This is a genomic window from Rickettsia endosymbiont of Hedychridium roseum (assembly GCF_964028255.1).
In the GTDB taxonomy this organism is placed as follows: Bacteria; Pseudomonadota; Alphaproteobacteria; order Rickettsiales; family Rickettsiaceae; genus Rickettsia; species Rickettsia asembonensis.
Map to the genome: position 1 here is coordinate 568,733 of NZ_OZ034753.1, position 17,584 is coordinate 586,316.

The window sequence follows — 17,584 nt, forward strand, 5'->3', positions numbered from 1 at the left end:
CATTAATATTTAAATAATTATAAGTTAGATTAATATTAAATATGGCTACAAAAAATAAAAAAGAAACAGTGAATACTGAAACAAAAAATTTAGCAAATTTAGTTATCAAAGAAATAGGTAACGAAAATTTTGATTTTGATGTTTTGCAAAAGATGCAGCAGGCTTTTAGTACTGCAAGTAAGCAAAAACAAAGGGAAGCTTTTATAAGTTTTTTAGATAAAAAGCTTAATAAGGAACAGTTACATAAGCTCAATCAAGCAATAATGGAAAATGCAAATGAATTAATGCCGGATAATGATCCTAATTTTGTTTGTCGTACTCCTAATAATAAAGTTTTTCAAGGAATATTATTGTTGGAAGCAAAACGCTCAGGTATGAAAGCAAAATTTAATGATAAAGGAGAATTACAATCTCTTGATGTAAAAGATATAACCCAGGAAATATTAGATCACTATCGTATTTTACAAGAAAAATTTTATCCTAAAAGAAATTCTAAAGATTTAGTAGATAGTAGAATAGCTCAAAGTATTAATTTTTTATTATATGCTCCACTTTTTCGAGAATCAGAAATATATGAGAAAATATATAAAAAATCACCGGAAGAAGCATTGAAAATAGAAGGAGGAATAGCTGCTCCTAACGGTAAGTATGTTAAACAATTAGTAGATGCTAAAATAGGAACTAATATACATTTTAATACCAAAGAAAATTTAGAAAATAAAGCAAGTGAAGAAAAAGAGACTAAGATATCTTCAATAATTGAAAAAGCAATAACAACACTAGAGAAAGACAAAAAGGTAAGTATTGAAGATAAGAGACGAGAAGAAATAAAAAGGCATTTATCTAAATCCTTAGAAGGAGCTTCTGATTATATATTAACATTCAAAAAAAATGATTTAGTAGATATAATACATCAAGAATTAGATAAAAGACAAACTTGGTGGTCAAAGATTGTTAATTATATAAGTATAAAATCATATTCTATTTCTAAAGAAAATCTTGAGAAAATAGGAAAAATAATAAATAGTGAAATTAAAAATTCTCATACTCCTTTAAACGTAGAAGTACAAGAACAGTTAAAACAAATCTCAAAAGAGTTAAATAGATTAAATAATCCGGCATTGCCGTCAGAAGCTAAAAAGGTTCAGGCAAAATCCAAAAAACCTCCTGTTCCTCCAAAACCTGAACATCTCAAAAAAAGAAATCACGGATTATAATGTCATTCCTAGCTAAAAGCGGGAATCCAGAAAAAAAGCGAAATTATTTGAGCTTTTAATTTTAAAATTTAGTATATTTATATTTTTAAATGACTGGATTTCCGTCTACGCGGGAAAGCATTGTTGCGTGGATACCGATGTCATTACCGCGGAGGCGGGAATCTACCGTCTTAAGAGTCAAGAGTAAAAAGCGTTAAATTTGATAAATTTCGTTATGTTTTAGCATAGAATTTAAACAAATAATAATTTTACGCATGACGGCAACCAAAGCTACTTTAGCTTTTTTGCCTGAAGCAATTAAACGTTCATATAACTGCTTCATTTTACAGTTATATCGCATAGCAACCAGTGCCGCCATATATAAAGCTTTTCTAGCACCAAACCTACCACCGCTAATCTTAGCTATTTTAGTTTTTTGACCGCTTTGGTTAGTTTTAGGTGCTACCCCAACTAAGCTTACAATCTCTTTATTATTTAACTTACCAAGTTCAGGTACGTCTATTAATAAAGTATTTGCAGTCTTTTCTCCTACGCCTTTATAACTTGTTAATAATTTGCTTTTAGAGCTTAAATCCTCATCTTCTTTTATCAACTTATTAATATCAGCTTTAATTTTCTTAAGTTGCTCTTTGATAAATTCTATTTGTTTATCTAAATATTTTTTACTCTTACCCGTGCAAATCTTAACTCTACATTGATTAGCATGTAGCTCTTCTTCTAAGCTCTTTTCTACTAGCCTTAGGGATTGCAATTCACACTGTAAATCAGAAAGAATAGCATCGCCTTTTTCTTCATTAGAAACAAAAATAGCGTATTTCTCTAGTAATATCGCATCTAATTTATCAGTCTTTGCAAAATGGTTACTAGCTTTAGCAAAAGCATATACCTTATTTGGGTGTGTTCTATGTACCGCAATATCCCACTCTTGAAGCTTCTTCATTACAAGACGCTCATAACCTCCCGTCGATTCTAATACACAAAGCTTAATTTTATTAGAAGCAATAACTGATTTTATAAAATCAGTTATTGCTTCATCTGTATTTTTAATTTTATAATGTTTTTTATTCATAGATATATCTAATGTTGCTTTTGATACATCTATACCTATAAATAACTTGTTTTCTTCTGTCATTTCTGATACCTTGTTAACGTTGTTCAAAGTGCGATTACAGGATTATAAATTCGATCTCTTCAGGACCATCCTACCGTTCGTACTACAACACTTTGTAGATTATGAGGTGTGTACCTAGATTCCTTCGATCTTTTATGATCCATCCAGTTAAACGGTATCACTCCTTATTTTCTACTCTATACTCTTTTCAATACTTGCTTCAAGATACAATCCAGCATAAAGCGAAATAAATTGAGCTTTTAAAAAAATCTTTGAAGCCAAGATTTTTATATAGTTTTACTTTTTAAATAAAGCTTTTAAAAAGCTTTAAAATACTGGATTCCCGCTTTCGCGGGAATGACATAAAGAGCATTTACCGGCCCACGCAACAACGCCACGCGGGAATGACATCGAACACGTTTAATTATCTATGCAATAATAATTTATAATTTATTACTTCCCATAATATTATATCCGCAATCTACATAATGAATTTCACCGGTAACACCTTTAGATAAATTACTAAATAAATATACTGCTGCTCCTCCTACATCTTCTTGGGTAGTATTACGTTTTAACGGTGCGGTTGCAGCGTGAGATTTAAGCATAGTACTAAAATCACCTATTGCACTAGATGCTAGAGTTTTGATAGGTCCTGCCGAAATAGCGTTTACTCTAATATTTTTTTCTCCCAAATCGTTTGCTAGATATTTTACACTAGCCTCAAGTGCAGCTTTAGAAATCCCCATTACATTATAATTAGATATAACTTTTTCAGCACCGTAGTAAGTTAACGTCACAATGCTTCCGCCGTCATGCATTAAGGCTTCTGCGGACCTCGAGAGTTCTAAAAGAGAGTAACATGAGATATGTAAAGAATTATGAAAATTTTCTAAGCTAGTATCAACATAACGTCCTTTTAATTCATTTTTATCGGCAAAAGCCATACCGTGAAGTAAAAAATCGAAGCTACCCCATTTCTCTTTTATATCATCAAATAAATTACTAATTGATTTTGGATTCGTAACATCAAGTTCGCTAACAAAATTACAACCTATTTCCTCAGCGAGTGGTTTAACGCGTTTTTCTAGTACTTCCGATTGATAAGTAAACCATAGCTCTGCTCCGTGTTTTTTAGCAAGCTGTGCAATCGCCCACGATATTGACATATTATTTGCAATGCCTGTAATTAAGCCTTTTTTTCCTTGTAGTAATCCTGTAGTCATTTATTTACTCATTATATTAAAACTTGCTGAAATGATAGCATGATGTATTATTTTGTAAACAAATAATCGATAAAAATGTATAAACCTAAAATCATATGTTTACTGCTAGGGATGTTAAGCGGTTTAGTTTTTGCTCCCACTTTCTTTATACCGGCATTATTAACGTTATCTTACTTATGTTATATAGTTCAAAAATCCGAAAATTGGCAAGAAGCCGCAAAATTTGGTTATTTATTCGGTTTTGGGCATTTTTTAAGTGGAATATATTGGATAAGTATCGGTGTTAGCGTTTATATTGCGGATTTTTGGTGGGCAATTCCTTTTGCGTTATTTGGGCTACCTATAGTTTTAGCTTTCTTTATATCGGTAAGCTGTATGCTTAGTTTTTTTGCTAAAAATAATAAATATTACCAATTTATATTCTGTTTATGTTGGGTATTATTTGAGTGGATACGTTCATGGATTTTTACCGGTCTTCCTTGGAATTTGATCGGCTATGCTTTCTCGTTTTCAGATATTTTAATACAGCCTTTAAGTATAATAGGGATATATGGACTTAGTTTTATAGTTATATATATTTCTACATCAGCTTATCCTTTATTTAGCAAACAATTTACTCAGTTAAAAATATTACTAGCTAGTTCAGTCTTAATATTAACCGTAATTGTCATTTACGGAGCAGTAAGGCTAAGTAATAACCCTACAAATTTCACTGATATAAAAGTACGATTAGTGCAGCCTTCAATACCTCAAACCGAAAAATGGAATGAAGAAGAATTTTGGCATAATTTAATGCTACATATTAATTTATCGGAAAATTCCGAACCCACCGATTTAATTATTTGGTCTGAAGCAGCATTAGTAGTACCTGATGATATACCGCAAGTTAAATCAGAATTACTAAAAATGCTAAATTCTACAAATGCTATTTTGATAACAGGAGGGATCTCGGATAATAAAAAACAAGGTGATGAGTTTGAACTTTACTCAGCTATGTATGCTCTTGATAAAAATGATCATAAATTATTTGAATATCATAAATCACATTTAGTACCTTTCGGTGAGTATATGCCTCTTAAAAAGATACTACCGTTTAAAAAATTAACTCACGGTTTAATTGATTATAAAGAAGCAGACGGAGGGCTTGTTTATCTTGAAAAATATAATCTTAAAATTAAACCTTTAATTTGTTATGAATCTATTTTTCCTGATTTTGTACGGACGAATAATGAAATAGCCGATGTAATAATTAATATTACAAATGATGCGTGGTATGGTAAATCAAGCGGTCCATATCAGCATTTTCATATTAGTAGAAGTAGAGCCGTAGAGAATGGTTTACCTATGATTAGAGTAGCAAATAACGGTATTTCAGCTATAGTAGATCCTTTTGGTAGAACAATAAAAAAACTAAATCTAAATGAAATAAATTATACTCAAGGTTTAATTCCTAAAAAACTAACCTCTCCTACTATATTCTCGCAATTTGGTAATTTTACTATTCTATTACTCGTCGTTTTTATACTTTTAATTAATTATTTATTAGCCTTAAAATTTATTTACAGATAGCCTCTAAGGTAGAGCTTTCTTGACTATTTAGCTTCTAGTCAAAGAAAGATAAGTTTTTTATCTGTACTTTACATTTCTACAGTTAAAAATATTTATGATATCTTTAAAGGTTAATAGTTTAATACAAAATTGGTGTTGGCGTAGATAATTTTTTGCGTTTATATGTTTGCTATATGCAAATTTAGATTTTGATTATTAAATTATAACTTATGACAGGATATTAAAATGTTTATCTCTAATATTTTTCAAAAATTTTTTTCTTTTCTTTTTGTTTTATTTATCACAGCTGCAATTTATGCGGATCAAAAAAAAGTAGCAATTATTGTTCCGCTTGAACATGCTGCAATGACCGAGATTATATTGGGAATTAAAGAGTCGCTAAAAGATATAGATGCAGAAATTATAGTTAAAAATGCTCATGCTGATTCTAATATTTTGCTTGCCATTGTAAAGCAAATAAAAGATCAGGATATTGATGTAATAATTCCCATCGGCACGACAACCAGCCAAACTGTTATTTCTCATATAACAAATAAACCGATTGTTTGTGCTGCTGCTATGATTAACAGTAAAAACCTACCTTTAGTTACCGGTGTTAACGATGAGATAAAAATCACCGATACCATTAGTAAATTACCTTTTTTACAGAATATCACTTTAATTTATAGCAGTAGCGAGAAAGTTATACCTGAAGTAGAAATATTAAAATTATATACTGGAAAAAACAATATTTCTCTGCACACGGTAATGATACAAAATTTAAATGATATGCCGGTCGCTGTAAAAAATGCTCCTGAAAATACGCAGAGTTTTGTAATTCTGAAAGATCATTTGGTAGTTAGCGGAATTAATATTTTAAAGCAAGAAGTATTTAAACGCCATATTCCTATCATTGCTTCCGATGAAGGTTCGGTAATTAGCGGGGCAACTATTGCCGTAGGAGTGCAAGAAAAGCAAATAGGCGTAGAAGCGGGGTTAATGGCAAAAAAAATCTTGCAAGGAATAGAGCCGAAAGATATTCCATTTGGGGATATGCAAGACTTAACTTTATTTATTAACCATTTATTAACCTTAAATCATTTGTTAAACAAGATATTCTTACTAAGGAAAATTTATCCGTACTTCCTTTCGCTCGTAAAGAAATTTTAGAGTAGTATATGAGTATTGTTATTACTACTCTTGAGCAATCCTTAATAATGCTGCCGCTTATTTTAGGGATGTATATAAGTTATCGAATCTTGAAAATTACCGATCTTACCGTAGACGGTACTTATGTACTTGGTGCGGCGGTGTTTGCCCGCACTATTTCATTGGGGTTATTTCCTGCATTAATATTTGCCGTAATATCAGGCGGAATTATCGGCAGCATAGTTAGTTTTATGCAGAAAAATAACCGCATTAACGGGCTTATAGCTGGAATACTTGCAAGTTTTATGCTTTATTCCGTTAACTTGCAAATTATGCAGCGTCCTAATATATCGGTTCTTGGTATGCCGACTCTGCTATCTATATTAGATCTCGAAAATTGGTTAGTGCCTTTAATAATAATTAATTGTTTTATTATATTTGCTGTTATAATTTTATTGAAAGGTAAGCTCGGTTTATTCCTTCGAGCTTTTGGTTTTAATAAAGATTTATTGATTAATTTAGGAAAACCTGCCGAGCTTTATCGCATGCTTGGGCTTAGCATAAGCAACTGCCTAGCTGCTTTAACAGGCACTTTATCGGCACAAATAAACGGTTTTGCTGATATTAATATGGGTTTTGGAGTGGCGTTAGTCGGTATCGGTGCAATTGTTATAGGGCGGCATATTTTAATCCATGCTAATAATTTTAATGCGTTTAAAGAGATATTTTCTTGTTTTATAGGCATATTATTTTACTTTATTGTTCTGAGCGTTTTACTCCGAATTGGCATCGATCCCATAAATCTTAAGCTTATTTTAGGAATAGTGTTATTTATTTCGTTGAGTTCCGTAAAAAGAGAGGTTTTATGAAACCTTATTTATATGCAGAAAAAATACAGTTCAAAGTTAAGGAAAGAACCACGCCTATAATTGCTGAAACTAATTTAAATATTGCTAAAGAAGAGTTTATTGTAATATTAGGTCATAACGGGAGCGGGAAGTCTACTTTAGCTAAAATACTTGCCGGTTATTTGAAGCCTACTAGTGGGAAAGTATTTTTAGATCAAATCAGAATCGATAAAATACCTAAAGCTCAGAAAGCTCGTACGCTGGTTACACTAACACAAAAAGCTGAAGAGAGGCTATTTACCGAGCTAACGCTTGAGGAAAATATTACTCTGTGGGAAAGTAGATTCCCTAATAATGAACGGTTAACTTCTAGCGATGTGCTAGAGCTTACAGGCTCGCCTAAACGCTTTTTGCCTTTACTTTCACAGTCGCTCAGTAAATTTTACGGCGGCGAAAAGCAGATTATACTGCTGGCACTTAGCAGCTCATCCGCCTAAAATATTATTTCTAGACGAGCATACGGCAAATTTAGACCCGAAAGCTTCGCATGCAGTGATGAAAAAAGCAGCAGAGATTATTGAGAAGCATAAGATAACTTCCGTTATGATCACGCATAATTTGGAAGATGCCGTAAATTACGGCAAAGGCTTATAGTACTTGATAGCGGTAAGGTAGTACTAGACTACCTAAAACCACCGGGTTTTTCTTTAAAAGAGTTGAAAGAGATGTTAAATTAGAAGTGAATATCTTTTGCTATATTCCCTGCTAATTCAGTACCGAAAGAATATTCGCAAATTTCATTTACTAAATTATCTCTTGCACCATCGCTAATCCCCTGATAAAGAAATACGAAGTTAATAAGATCTTCCTTACTTTCTCCATTATAAAGACGTACCTTTATATCAGCTGATAACTTTTCTTCTGAAATAGAAGTTGATGAAACAGGTGCTACTGTAGGAGTTACTACAGGATTATGATCTACCGCTCCTTGTGCTACCTCTTCACTGTAATTATGTAACCTATCAATTAACCATTTATCTTTTGATAGTAACACATAATTTCTAATTGATTCTCCATTTGCTTCAATGTTAGGATTAGCGTTATTATCTACAAAGAAGTTAATGAAGTCCTTATCTTCTCCTGCGGTATAATGCCTTATAAAATACAAGAAAGGAGTCGCACCTAGATTATCCAAAGGATCAATAACACTGTCATATTGTAGCAAAATTTTAGCTATTTCAAGTTGTTTAGTATAAGCTGCACAATGCAAAGCCGTATGTCCGTTATCATTTCTCGTATGAACATTTACGTCGTTCTCAAGTAAAAAGATAAGAAGTTCCTCATTTCCTGTTCCTGCTGCAAAATGTATAGGTTTATTTACGTCCTTGTTCTTGATATCTTTAAAATCTGCTCCTTTGTCTACTAAAATTTTAGCTATTTCTTGGGGTGGTAGCATAAAATAAAGCCGTATTGCCGTATTCATCTTGCTCATTGACATTAGCACCTTGCTCAATTAATTCTTTAACAATATCTGCATTTCCAGTCTCTGCTGCTATACCAAGTGGTTTACGGTTGTCTTCGGGATGTATAACTATGGTGTCGACTATTTCCGGAATCGGTGTGCGTAAATCATCTTCTGCTGCTACTGTAGTAGTAGTTGTTGTCGTAGCAGTGGTTATTGGTGCTAATACCGGAGCATCGACTACAGGAGTTGTAGCCGGATTATCACCGTTTTCATTATAATTTTTAATTTTTTGTGTTAGCTTTTCTATAATAGAGCTATCCGTAATATTTTCTTCAAATAATACGAATGGAAGTATCTCTATATCAGTATCTTTATATTTCTTAAATAATTGCTCTGACCAATTATCAATAATTTTCTCTACTACTTTGTCTGTAATATGCTTTGGAAGATTTTCGTTACTTAACGTACGTTCTATTATAGTTATATCTGTAAATTTTTTATATTTGTCAAAAAAATGTTGTACCTTACAATTAAGATCTTCATTAGCTTGGGTTAAGATTTCTATAATTTCAGGGTTAGAAGTATAATCTATAGGTTTTTTTCTGTCTGCGTCTAAAGCAGTAATATCTGCACCTTGGGTAATTAAAAGCTTAATAGCCTTTACATTTCCTGCACGTACTTCGTTGTGTAAAGGGGTGCTTCCATCTGGAAGTCTTTCATTATCAATATTATTTTCTGTTTTTTTTGGCATATAAATATCCTTTTTGAATTTAAATATTATTTTGTCGTGTGAGCATTATACACAATATTTTTAATTTCCGCAAGCTAATAGCTAACTTCTTAATTATTAATTAATGAAATTTAATATTTGAGGTAGCGTGATTTTTAAAAAAATGTCCGGTACTATAGATTTATTCACGGGATCCAGTTAAAAATATTAGCGTTGTTAGTATTTTTAGTTGTCTTTTGGATCCCGTGGCGGGGCTACGGGATGACACCGAATGGGTTTCCTAGTCCACACAACAATACCTCTCCACGAAAGTGAGAATGAAATTGATTGCTGTTGATTTAAAACTAAGATTTTTTTGGATAAAACCAAACGAGGAGTAAACAGATTAGAAGACCGATATTTAAGAGTAGATTATACTCCGTCATAGAAATACCGAAGATTTTGATTGCGGGTTTTGTGCAGGAAGTGATTGGCTGCGAGTAGAACATTTGCTTGATATGTTGTATAGACAAGCCTTTCGGGATACGGATCATCGATGAGCAAAGAGCACTTGGTTGTACTATCCCTCTTTCTACGAAGCTATGATATGTTGATAATATGCAAGAGCTAAGGATAGTTAGGAGAATGAATATTAAAGTATATTTGCTTAATTGTCTGATGATTAAAGCAGTTAAGCAAATTTTGATTAGCGTTAAATAGGGAAACCTTTCGTAAACGCATAAAGGGCAGGGTGTATAATGGAATATATATTCAGCAATATAAGCGGTAGCAAGTGCTATTATAGAAATTGCAATTAGTCCTAAATGTAGAACTTTATAGCTATCTTTTCTGATGTAATTTTTAATAGTAGTAAATGGCATGGTTTTTTAAGGTTTATTTTATCAATGTTTAAGACTATTTTTTCTAGATTCTCGCTTTCGCGGGAATGACAATTAAATTTTACAAATAAGTAAATTTAGTATATTGTCACTGATTATTAATTAAAGTGCAAGAAAAATAAATGTCAGAAATTTGGGAAGATGCTATTAAGTCAAACGCTTGGCCTTTTGTTGAGGCTAAGAAAATATTAGACAGCTTAAACGGTAAAGCTCCTGAAAAAAATTATGTATTATTTGAGACGGGTTATGGTCCTTCAGGTTTGCCTCATATAGGTACTTTTGGTGAGAATGCTCGTATGGTGATGGTGCAGAAAGCGTTTGAGCAATTATCCGATATTCCTACTAAGCTAATTTGCTTTTCTGATGATATGGACGGACTTCGTAAAGTTCCTAGTAATATCCCAAATCCTGAAATGGTAGCACAATATATGGATATGCCGCTTACTTCTATCCCTGATCCGTTCGATGAATGTGAGAGTTACGGGCATTATATGAATGCAAAGCTTCGCTCATTCCTTGATAAATTCGGTTTTAAGTATGAATTTTATAGCAGTACTAACTGTTATAAGGCGGGTATGTTTGATGAAATGCTGATAAGAGTGCTAGAGAAATATGACGAAATAATGGAGCTGATGCTACCGACTTTTAGAGAAGAGCGAAAGGCTACCTATTCGCCTTTCATGCCTATATGCCCGAAAACAGGTAAGGTACTGCAAGTACCTATAGAGAAATGGGATGCTAAAGCAGGTACTGTTACGTATAAAGACGAAGCCGGTAATTATATAGAAGTACCGGTAACGGGAGGGCATTGTAAATTACAGTGGAAACCGGATTTTGGTATGCGTTGGGCTGCTCTTAAAGTCGATTATGAAATGTACGGCAAAGACCATCTAGCAAATGCTCGACTTTATTCAGAAATTTGCCGAATCCTAGGAGGCAAGCCGCCGGTGCAGCTATGTTATGAGCTATTTTTAGATGAAAACGGTGAGAAAATATCAAAATCAAAAGGTAATAGTATTAGCGTCGATGATTGGCTTAAATATGCTCCTGTTGAAAGCATGGCATTATTTATGTATCAAAATCCGACTAGGGCTAAGCGTTTGTTTTTTGATGTAATACCTAAAAATGTTGATGAATATATTACTTTTAATCAGAAATATCATTTAGAAGAGGATAGGGCAAAGCGTTTTGCAAATCCAGTTTATCACATACATCACGGGAATGTACCGAAAATTGAGACTTTTGGTATTACCTATGCGTTGCTTTTAAATCTTACTTCCGTGTGTAATCCTTCCGATAAATCGGTACTTTGGGGATTTATTAGCAAATATGAGCCAAAAGCAACTCCAAATACTAGCCCTTATCTTGACCACTTAGCAGAATTTGCTATAAGATATTATAATGACTTTATTAAAGCACATAAATCATATTTAGCTCCTTCTGAAAAGCATAAGGTTATTTTACAAGATATATTATATATGTTATCTAGCATATCTGATCAAACCGAAGCTGAAGCGATTCAGAAAGCAATATATGATATAGGAATGAAAGCAGGATATGAAAATCTGCGTGATTATTTCAAGGATCTATATCAGATATTGCTTGGGCAAAGCGAAGGTCCAAGACTCGGAACTTTTATAAAGCTTTACGGGATACAGGAAATGAAGAAGCTGGTTGAAAGGAAGTTACTATGTCATACCGTGGCTTGACCACGGTATCCATAAAACAACCCAAACTATGTATCGTTTTAGTATTTTTAACTGGATACCGTGGTCAAGCCACGGTATGACATCGAAAACAAATGAATGAAATTTTTTGTAGTACATTACCTATTTTTTTAATTACGCTTCTTGGTAGTATTATCAAAAATAAATGGTTAACTTCAGAAGAATTTTGGCGTGGTATTGAGAAATTATCGTATTTTGTACTATTTCCTGCCATGCTGTTTAATTACGTATCTACTGCCGACTTAAGCGTTGCATCGATAATTAAGTTAGTAGTGGCTCTTATTATTTCCACTATCCTTGTATCAATTGGTCTTATAATTTACCAAAAAAAATACAATATAGATAAAATCCAATTTACTTCCATTTTTCAAGGATCAATTCGTTATAATAGCTACATTTTTTTTGGAGTAAGTAGCCCGCTGCTTGGCCCTAGTGGGCTTTCTATTGTCGCCGTTATTTCTTCTTATATGATTATTTTTACCAATATTTTATCGGTAATGATTTTCGCTTATTATATCCCTAATAAATCCGTTACTAATACTATTAGAACTAGTTTTGTTTTAATGATGAAATTAATTGTGCGTAACCCGTTAATTATCGCAAGTTTAGTAGGGTTCGTTTTTAATTACTCAAATCTTGAATTACATTTAGGGCTTAAGAAAACACTAGATAGTCTTTCTAATGCTGCTTTAGCTATTGGTATGTTAAATGTTGGAGCAGGGCTTAATTTTACTATTAGGCGAGAGGTTTTACACAATGTAATGTTTACAAGCTTTATTAAATTAGTTGCATTTCCTCTAGTTAGCGTAATAGTATTATGGTTTATGTCAATTGAGGGGATAGATAGATCGGTAGGAATATTATATAGCTGTCTTCCATGTGCAAGTACGGCTTATGTTCTATCTCGTCAGCTTGACGGTGATCCTGATTCTATGGCGTCGATTATAACATTTACTACTTTTTTCTCAGTGGTTACTATATCAATTATTATGTATATAATGGGGTGAAAAATGTCATTCCCGCGAAAGCGAGAATCCAACTCTTTCTTCTGTCATCCCGTGATTTATTCACGGGATCTAGGAAAAAATAAGAGACTGGACCCCGTGGTCAAGCCACGGGGTGACATTAAGGATTACTGGATTCCCGCCGTTGCTGGAATGACATATAGAACTCTGCGATGACACACTTAACAAAAAACAGGAATTTCTAAAATGGATGAAATGAATAAAATAAATTATGCTGAAGCCCTTGAATATCATGAAAAAGATAAACCGGGTAAAATCGCTATTTCTGCAACAAAGTCTTTAGTTACTCAGCAAGATTTATCGCTTGCGTATTCTCCAGGTGTAGCTGCTCCTTGCCTTGAAATTGCTAAAAATTTAGAGGATGTATATAAATATACCGCTCGTGGTAATTTAGTTGCCGTAATCTCTAACGGTACTGCCGTACTTGGGCTCGGTAATTTAGGAGCGGCTGCTTCAAAACCGGTAATGGAAGGAAAAGCCGTACTATTCAAAAAATTTGCCGATATTGATGCAATTGACTTGGAAGTGAATACGGAAGACCCTGAAGAATTTATTAATGCCGTGAAGTATCTCAGTTATAGTTTTGGGGGTATTAATCTTGAAGATATTAAAGCTCCTGAATGTTTTATTATAGAAGAAAAATTAAAATCTTTAATGGATATACCGGTCTTTCATGATGATCAGCATGGAACGGCGATTATTACCGCCGCAGGGCTAATAAATGCAGCATATCTTACTAATCGCAAGCTTGAAAATCTAAAAATAGTAGTAAATGGAGCAGGGGCTGCCGCTATTGCCTGTATTGATTTATTAATTGCTCTTGGAGTCGATAAATCAAAGATTATTTTATGTGATACAAAAGGTGTTGTTTACAAAGGACGCCTAGAAGGTATGAATAAATGGAAAGAGCTATATGCAAGAGATACCAAGTTTAGAACTTTAGCGGAAAGCTTAAATAATGCAGATGTATTTATAGGGTTATCGGTAAAAGGGGCGGTAACTAAAGAGATGGTGAAAGGGATGGCAAATAATCCGATTATTTTTGCTATGGCTAACCCTGATCCAGAAATTACTCCTGAAGATATAAAGCTTGTGCGGGATGATGCAATTATAGCAACAGGGCGATCTGATTATAATAATCAGATTAATAATGTTATGGGATTTCCTTATATTTTTAGAGGAGCATTAGACGTAAGAGCAAGGACCATTAATACAGAAATGAAAATAGCAGCAGCAAAAGCTATTGCAGATTTAGCCCGTAGACCTGTACCGGAAGAGGTTTATAAAGCTTACTCAGGGCGTAAGATGGTTTTCGGTAAGGAATACATCATTCCCGTACCGTTTGATCCTCGTTTAATTACCGTAGTAGCAGCGGCGGTTGCCGTTGCTGCAATAGAAAGCGGCGTTTCTAGGGTTAAAGATTTTAGTATAGGTAAATATAGGAAAGAATTGGGTAGTAGATTAAACCCTACTGCTAACTATATGAATTTCTTAGCTGAAAAAATTCATAATGCACCGCTTAAGCGGATTGTTTTTGCTGAAGGTGAAGAAGAAGAAGTAATTTCTGCCGCCCTTATGATGCGAGACGAGAAATACGGTCATCCGATTATAATTGGTCGTGTTGAGCGAATTGAGGCTACGTTAAAAAAGATAGGTCAAGATATTAGCTTAGACGGAATTCAAATAATGAATGCAGCTTTAACTGATAGTTTAGAGAAATATATTGATTATTTATATAAAAGACTTCAGAGAAAAGGCTATTTATATCGTGATTGTGCTAAACTTGTTAAAACAGATAAGAATATTTTTGCTGCTTGTATGGTAGCTTGCGGTGACGGTGATGCTCTTTTAACCGGTGTTACTAAAAGCTATATCGATAGTTTAGAAGATATCATGAAAGTAATTTCGCCAAAACCTAATCGTAGAATCCTTGGCTATTCAATTATGATTGCTAAAGACAATAATATTATTATTTCTGATAATTGTATTACTGAATATCCAAACAGCTTAGAGCTTGCTCAAATAGCAACACAAACGGCAGAAATTGCTAAAAATATGGGTATTACTCCAAGAGTTGCTCTTCTTTCTTTTTCCAGCTTCGGTAATGCTTCTAAGGAAAAAACAGCTCGTATTCGTGAAGCAGTAAATATACTAGATAATTTTAGTAAAGACAAAGAAGAGCTGAGCGGCATGAAAGTAGATTTTGAATATGATGGAGAGATGTCGGTTAAGGTAGCTTTAGACGGTGATTTACGTAAATTATATAAATTTTGTAGATTATCAGGATCTGCAAATGTATTAATTATGCCTGGTTTAAATTCAGCGGCTATTTCTACTGAATTATTACAAGAATTTTCATCCAATAGCTTCATAGGTCCTATAACAAACGGTTTTGAAAAACCCGTTCAAATACTTCAAGCTACAGCAACAGCTAATGAAATACTAAAAATAGCAACTTTTGCTTGCGTTGAGGCTATAAAAGAGGTTTAAGAGGCTATCTATAAATAAATTTTAACCGATAATTTAATTTTTTTTGCTGTGAATTATAAGATTTTTTTGAAATATGAATAACTATTCTTGCAAGAATCTTATCAATTAGCCTCTAAAATTATATTGTTTGTTAATATCAATTTCTGAATAAAATCTTACAAGCCACAGTAACAGATAGTAAAATATTAAAAATTTCGGCTTTTACTTGTATTGAATCTATAAAAGGTCTTTAATTACTAGATATTTAATTAACTTTTGAGGGATAAAATGGACTCATTAGTAAAAAACGAAGTAATTAAACTTTTTAATGATAAGCCAAAAAGCGGAATTGTAAGAATTAAAAAATGGTGTGCTGATAATAATAAAGATTTTGCAGAAGAAACTGCTAAATTTTTTTATGAGGAAAAAAGTATAAATTACCGGCGAAGCTCAAAAAATAGATAGGTTAGTCGAAAGTTTTGGGACAAACTATTATGAACAAAATTTAAACGGTGAAATAAAAAGTAAGGATGCCGCATATATACTAGCTTACCAAACAATTATGCTTAATACCGACTTGCATAATCCTAGTATTGCCGAACCGAAAAAAATGACTTTTGAGCAATTAAAGAATAATTTAAAAGGTACTAATGAAAGTCAAAATTTTAATGATAATTTTTTGAAAAAGATATATGACGGAATAAAAGCCAAACCTTTCGTACTAAATTTTGTAGATAGTAGTCCTGGTTATGAGATAGATAATATAAGTTCGCAAAATGATCAAACTTTTAAAAAATTAAGTAAATTCTTAGAAGAAAAAAGAAATATTCAAGACATCTTTCCTAAATTACAAAATAATAATTTAACGGCAGAATTTAAAAATCCTAAAACATTGCTTAATAAGTTTACCGGTTATGAAGGGAGTGTAATAGTTAAAGATGAGAAAGGCGGTAAAGCAGAAATTCAAGTCTATAAACCAAGTGTATTTTCAAGATGGTTTTCAGGAGAAAAGTCTAAAATCATAATTCAGCCTTTAAGTGAAGAAGGAAAGCAGCCTTCAGAACAATCATTAAAGTTAGCAGCACAAATTACCGCAAGCTTTGAAACTAAAGTAACAGCTATTAAAGCAACTTATGATTATTTAAAGGAAGATTTAAAGAGTCGATATGAGAATATTAGAAATCCTAAAAAAGAATTAGAAAGAGCTAGTTCTATTGCAGAACTACATAAAAATATTAAAGAAATTACAGAAATTGTACAGCAAACAAATCAACAAATACCTGAAAAACCTTTGGCTTCTAAAGAGAGTTTTGAAGATCTCACACAAGCAGAGATAGGAATAAAGCCGGTAGAAATACTAATAAAGAGTTCATCTCAACCAGTAGAAAAGCCAAAATTTAATTCTTTTATAGAAGAGTTAGCATGGAAGAATGTGCAAAGAAAGCAAAGTGTTGATACTCCAATAAGTCAAAATAAAGAATCTAAAATCCAAACAGATAATCATGCAAAAATTTTAGAAGAATTAAAGCAAAAACAGAAAGAATTAGAAGATAAGAAAAAGGGGCTTGAAGAAAAAAAAGCTAATTCTAATATTACTAGAGAAGAAAGATGGAAAATTGTTGCAGAATTGGAATCTATTAATAATCAATTTAAAGCTATAGAAAAAGAACGTAGTACTATTAATAGTGTTTCAGATAGAGAAAAACAATTTAATAATAAAAATAACCCCTCATCGCCTACGAAAGGAGAACCGACAGCTGCAGATTTACAGCAACAAGGAGCATTAGCAGCTATAAAACGTATGAAAGAAGAGAAGATAAAGCAGCAGCAAGCAGAAGCTACTAATCAACCTTCAAAAAATACTTCAACTATGCCTAGCGGTACTATACCGGTGCCGCCTCCAATGCCTGGGAGTGGTCTTTCTGTTCCACCACCACCTCCGCCTCCTCCGTCAATTCCAAATATTGTAAAAGAAGAGGCGAAAGATATTGGTAAACAAATACCTCAGGAAAGAGATAAGAATAAAGAAGGACTGGCAAAAGCTATGGAGACACAAAGAAAAAAAATAGAAAAGCAAAACTCAGGAAGAGGAATGTAACTTGCTGCATGAATCAAAAAATAAGTTCGGTGTCATACCGTGGTCAAGCCGGCGTTGTTGCATGGCTCTTATGTCATTCCTAGCTAAAAGCGG

General features: G+C 32.9%; 15 protein-coding genes and 2 pseudogenes. 12 read left to right on the top strand and 5 right to left on the bottom strand.

Going from position 1 to position 17,584, the window contains the following annotated elements; all coding sequences use genetic code 11:
* Nucleotides 1-41 precede the first annotated feature (41 nt).
* Nucleotides 42-1,217 carry a DUF5410 family protein gene (locus AC5587_RS03310; RefSeq protein ID WP_499162848.1) on the top strand — a complete coding sequence of 392 codons (1,176 nt, stop codon included), beginning with the start codon at nt 42-44 and terminating at the stop codon, nt 1,215-1,217.
* 193 nt (nt 1,218-1,410) lie between these two features.
* Here the strand turns inward: AC5587_RS03310 and AC5587_RS03315 are convergent, their stop codons facing one another.
* Both AC5587_RS03315 and fabI read right to left on the bottom strand, forming a co-directional pair.
* Nucleotides 1,411-2,349 carry an IS110 family RNA-guided transposase gene (locus AC5587_RS03315; protein WP_499162385.1) on the bottom strand — a complete coding sequence of 313 codons (939 nt, stop codon included), beginning with the start codon at nt 2,347-2,349 and terminating at the stop codon, nt 1,411-1,413.
* Nucleotides 2,350-2,771: 422 nt separating this feature from the next.
* The gene (fabI, locus tag AC5587_RS03320; RefSeq protein WP_499162849.1) at nt 2,772-3,554 is read right to left on the bottom strand and encodes an enoyl-ACP reductase FabI; all 783 of its coding nucleotides are present in this window, start codon (nt 3,552-3,554) and stop codon (nt 2,772-2,774) included.
* 75 nt (nt 3,555-3,629) lie between these two features.
* Here fabI and lnt point away from each other — a divergent pair, with 75 nt between their 5' ends.
* The 4 genes and pseudogenes from lnt (at nt 3,630) to AC5587_RS03340 (ending at nt 7,836) form a co-directional block, all read left to right on the top strand.
* Nucleotides 3,630-5,123: an apolipoprotein N-acyltransferase gene (gene lnt / locus AC5587_RS03325; protein WP_499162850.1), complete on the top strand. Its 1,494-nt coding sequence runs from the start codon at nt 3,630-3,632 to the stop codon at nt 5,121-5,123.
* Nucleotides 5,124-5,348: 225 nt separating this feature from the next.
* Nucleotides 5,349-6,277, top strand: a pseudogene (locus AC5587_RS03330) (ABC transporter substrate binding protein).
* 3 nt (nt 6,278-6,280) lie between these two features.
* A complete protein-coding gene (locus AC5587_RS03335) occupies nt 6,281-7,120 on the top strand; it encodes an ABC transporter permease (RefSeq protein WP_499162851.1) in 840 nt (279 codons plus the stop codon).
* A pseudogene (locus tag AC5587_RS03340) lies at nt 7,117-7,836 on the top strand (ATP-binding cassette domain-containing protein). The gene AC5587_RS03335 and the pseudogene AC5587_RS03340 overlap by 4 nt, the downstream one beginning before the upstream one ends.
* Here the strand turns inward: AC5587_RS03340 and AC5587_RS03345 are convergent.
* The 3 genes from AC5587_RS03345 to AC5587_RS03355 all read right to left on the bottom strand — a co-directional run bounded on the left by AC5587_RS03345 (nt 7,833) and on the right by AC5587_RS03355 (nt 10,154).
* Nucleotides 7,833-8,555 (bottom strand): ankyrin repeat domain-containing protein, encoded by a 723-nt coding sequence (locus tag AC5587_RS03345; RefSeq protein ID WP_499162852.1) that lies wholly within the window; start codon nt 8,553-8,555, stop codon nt 7,833-7,835. The pseudogene AC5587_RS03340 and the gene AC5587_RS03345 overlap by 4 nt on opposite strands.
* Nucleotides 8,530-9,315, bottom strand: a complete 786-nt coding sequence (locus tag AC5587_RS03350) for an ankyrin repeat domain-containing protein (RefSeq protein WP_499162853.1) — start codon at nt 9,313-9,315, stop codon at nt 8,530-8,532. Before AC5587_RS03350 ends, AC5587_RS03345 begins: the two co-directional genes overlap by 26 nt.
* Before the next feature lie 323 nt (nt 9,316-9,638).
* Nucleotides 9,639-10,154: a disulfide bond formation protein B gene (locus tag AC5587_RS03355; protein ID WP_499162854.1), complete on the bottom strand. Its 516-nt coding sequence runs from the start codon at nt 10,152-10,154 to the stop codon at nt 9,639-9,641.
* Between the two features lie 140 nt (nt 10,155-10,294).
* Here AC5587_RS03355 and AC5587_RS03360 point away from each other — a divergent pair, with 140 nt between their 5' ends.
* The 7 genes from AC5587_RS03360 (at nt 10,295) to AC5587_RS03390 (ending at nt 17,491) form a co-directional block, all read left to right on the top strand.
* On the top strand, nt 10,295-11,881 hold the full coding sequence (locus AC5587_RS03360; protein ID WP_499162855.1) for a lysine--tRNA ligase: 1,587 nt from the start codon (nt 10,295-10,297) through the stop codon (nt 11,879-11,881).
* Nucleotides 11,847-11,981: a hypothetical protein gene (locus AC5587_RS03365; protein ID WP_499163055.1), complete on the top strand. Its 135-nt coding sequence runs from the start codon at nt 11,847-11,849 to the stop codon at nt 11,979-11,981. Before AC5587_RS03360 ends, AC5587_RS03365 begins: the two co-directional genes overlap by 35 nt.
* On the top strand, nt 11,974-12,906 hold the full coding sequence (locus tag AC5587_RS03370; RefSeq protein WP_499162856.1) for an AEC family transporter: 933 nt from the start codon (nt 11,974-11,976) through the stop codon (nt 12,904-12,906). The genes AC5587_RS03365 and AC5587_RS03370 overlap by 8 nt, the downstream gene beginning before the upstream one ends.
* A 3-nt stretch (nt 12,907-12,909) precedes the next feature.
* Nucleotides 12,910-13,080, top strand: coding sequence for a hypothetical protein (locus AC5587_RS03375; RefSeq protein WP_410527226.1), 171 nt, complete (start codon nt 12,910-12,912; stop codon nt 13,078-13,080).
* A 30-nt stretch (nt 13,081-13,110) separates the two neighbouring features.
* The gene (locus AC5587_RS03380) at nt 13,111-15,414 is read left to right on the top strand and encodes an NADP-dependent malic enzyme (protein WP_499162857.1); all 2,304 of its coding nucleotides are present in this window, start codon (nt 13,111-13,113) and stop codon (nt 15,412-15,414) included.
* A gap of 267 nt (nt 15,415-15,681) precedes the next feature.
* Nucleotides 15,682-15,858 carry a hypothetical protein gene (locus AC5587_RS03385; protein WP_499162858.1) on the top strand — a complete coding sequence of 59 codons (177 nt, stop codon included), beginning with the start codon at nt 15,682-15,684 and terminating at the stop codon, nt 15,856-15,858.
* Nucleotides 15,851-17,491 carry a Sec7 domain-containing protein gene (locus AC5587_RS03390; protein ID WP_499162984.1) on the top strand — a complete coding sequence of 547 codons (1,641 nt, stop codon included), beginning with the start codon at nt 15,851-15,853 and terminating at the stop codon, nt 17,489-17,491. The genes AC5587_RS03385 and AC5587_RS03390 overlap by 8 nt, the downstream gene beginning before the upstream one ends.
* The last annotated feature ends 93 nt before the right edge of the window (nt 17,492-17,584 follow it).

Bases quoted from the DNA above. Each gene is read 5' to 3' on its own strand.
- AC5587_RS03310 (WP_499162848.1), top strand. From the start codon at position 42: ATGGCTACAAAAAATAAAAAAGAAACAGTGAATACTGAAACAAAAAAT.
- AC5587_RS03315 (WP_499162385.1), bottom strand. From the start codon at position 2,349: ATGACAGAAGAAAACAAGTTATTTATAGGTATAGATGTATCAAAAGCA.
- fabI (WP_499162849.1), bottom strand. From the start codon at position 3,554: ATGACTACAGGATTACTACAAGGAAAAAAAGGCTTAATTACAGGCATT.
- lnt (WP_499162850.1), top strand. From the start codon at position 3,630: ATGTATAAACCTAAAATCATATGTTTACTGCTAGGGATGTTAAGCGGT.
- AC5587_RS03335 (WP_499162851.1), top strand. From the start codon at position 6,281: ATGAGTATTGTTATTACTACTCTTGAGCAATCCTTAATAATGCTGCCG.
- AC5587_RS03345 (WP_499162852.1), bottom strand. From the start codon at position 8,555: ATGCTACCACCCCAAGAAATAGCTAAAATTTTAGTAGACAAAGGAGCA.
- AC5587_RS03350 (WP_499162853.1), bottom strand. From the start codon at position 9,315: ATGCCAAAAAAAACAGAAAATAATATTGATAATGAAAGACTTCCAGAT.
- AC5587_RS03355 (WP_499162854.1), bottom strand. From the start codon at position 10,154: ATGCCATTTACTACTATTAAAAATTACATCAGAAAAGATAGCTATAAA.
- AC5587_RS03360 (WP_499162855.1), top strand. From the start codon at position 10,295: ATGTCAGAAATTTGGGAAGATGCTATTAAGTCAAACGCTTGGCCTTTT.
- AC5587_RS03370 (WP_499162856.1), top strand. From the start codon at position 11,974: ATGAATGAAATTTTTTGTAGTACATTACCTATTTTTTTAATTACGCTT.
- AC5587_RS03375 (WP_410527226.1), top strand. From the start codon at position 12,910: ATGTCATTCCCGCGAAAGCGAGAATCCAACTCTTTCTTCTGTCATCCC.
- AC5587_RS03380 (WP_499162857.1), top strand. From the start codon at position 13,111: ATGGATGAAATGAATAAAATAAATTATGCTGAAGCCCTTGAATATCAT.
- AC5587_RS03385 (WP_499162858.1), top strand. From the start codon at position 15,682: ATGGACTCATTAGTAAAAAACGAAGTAATTAAACTTTTTAATGATAAG.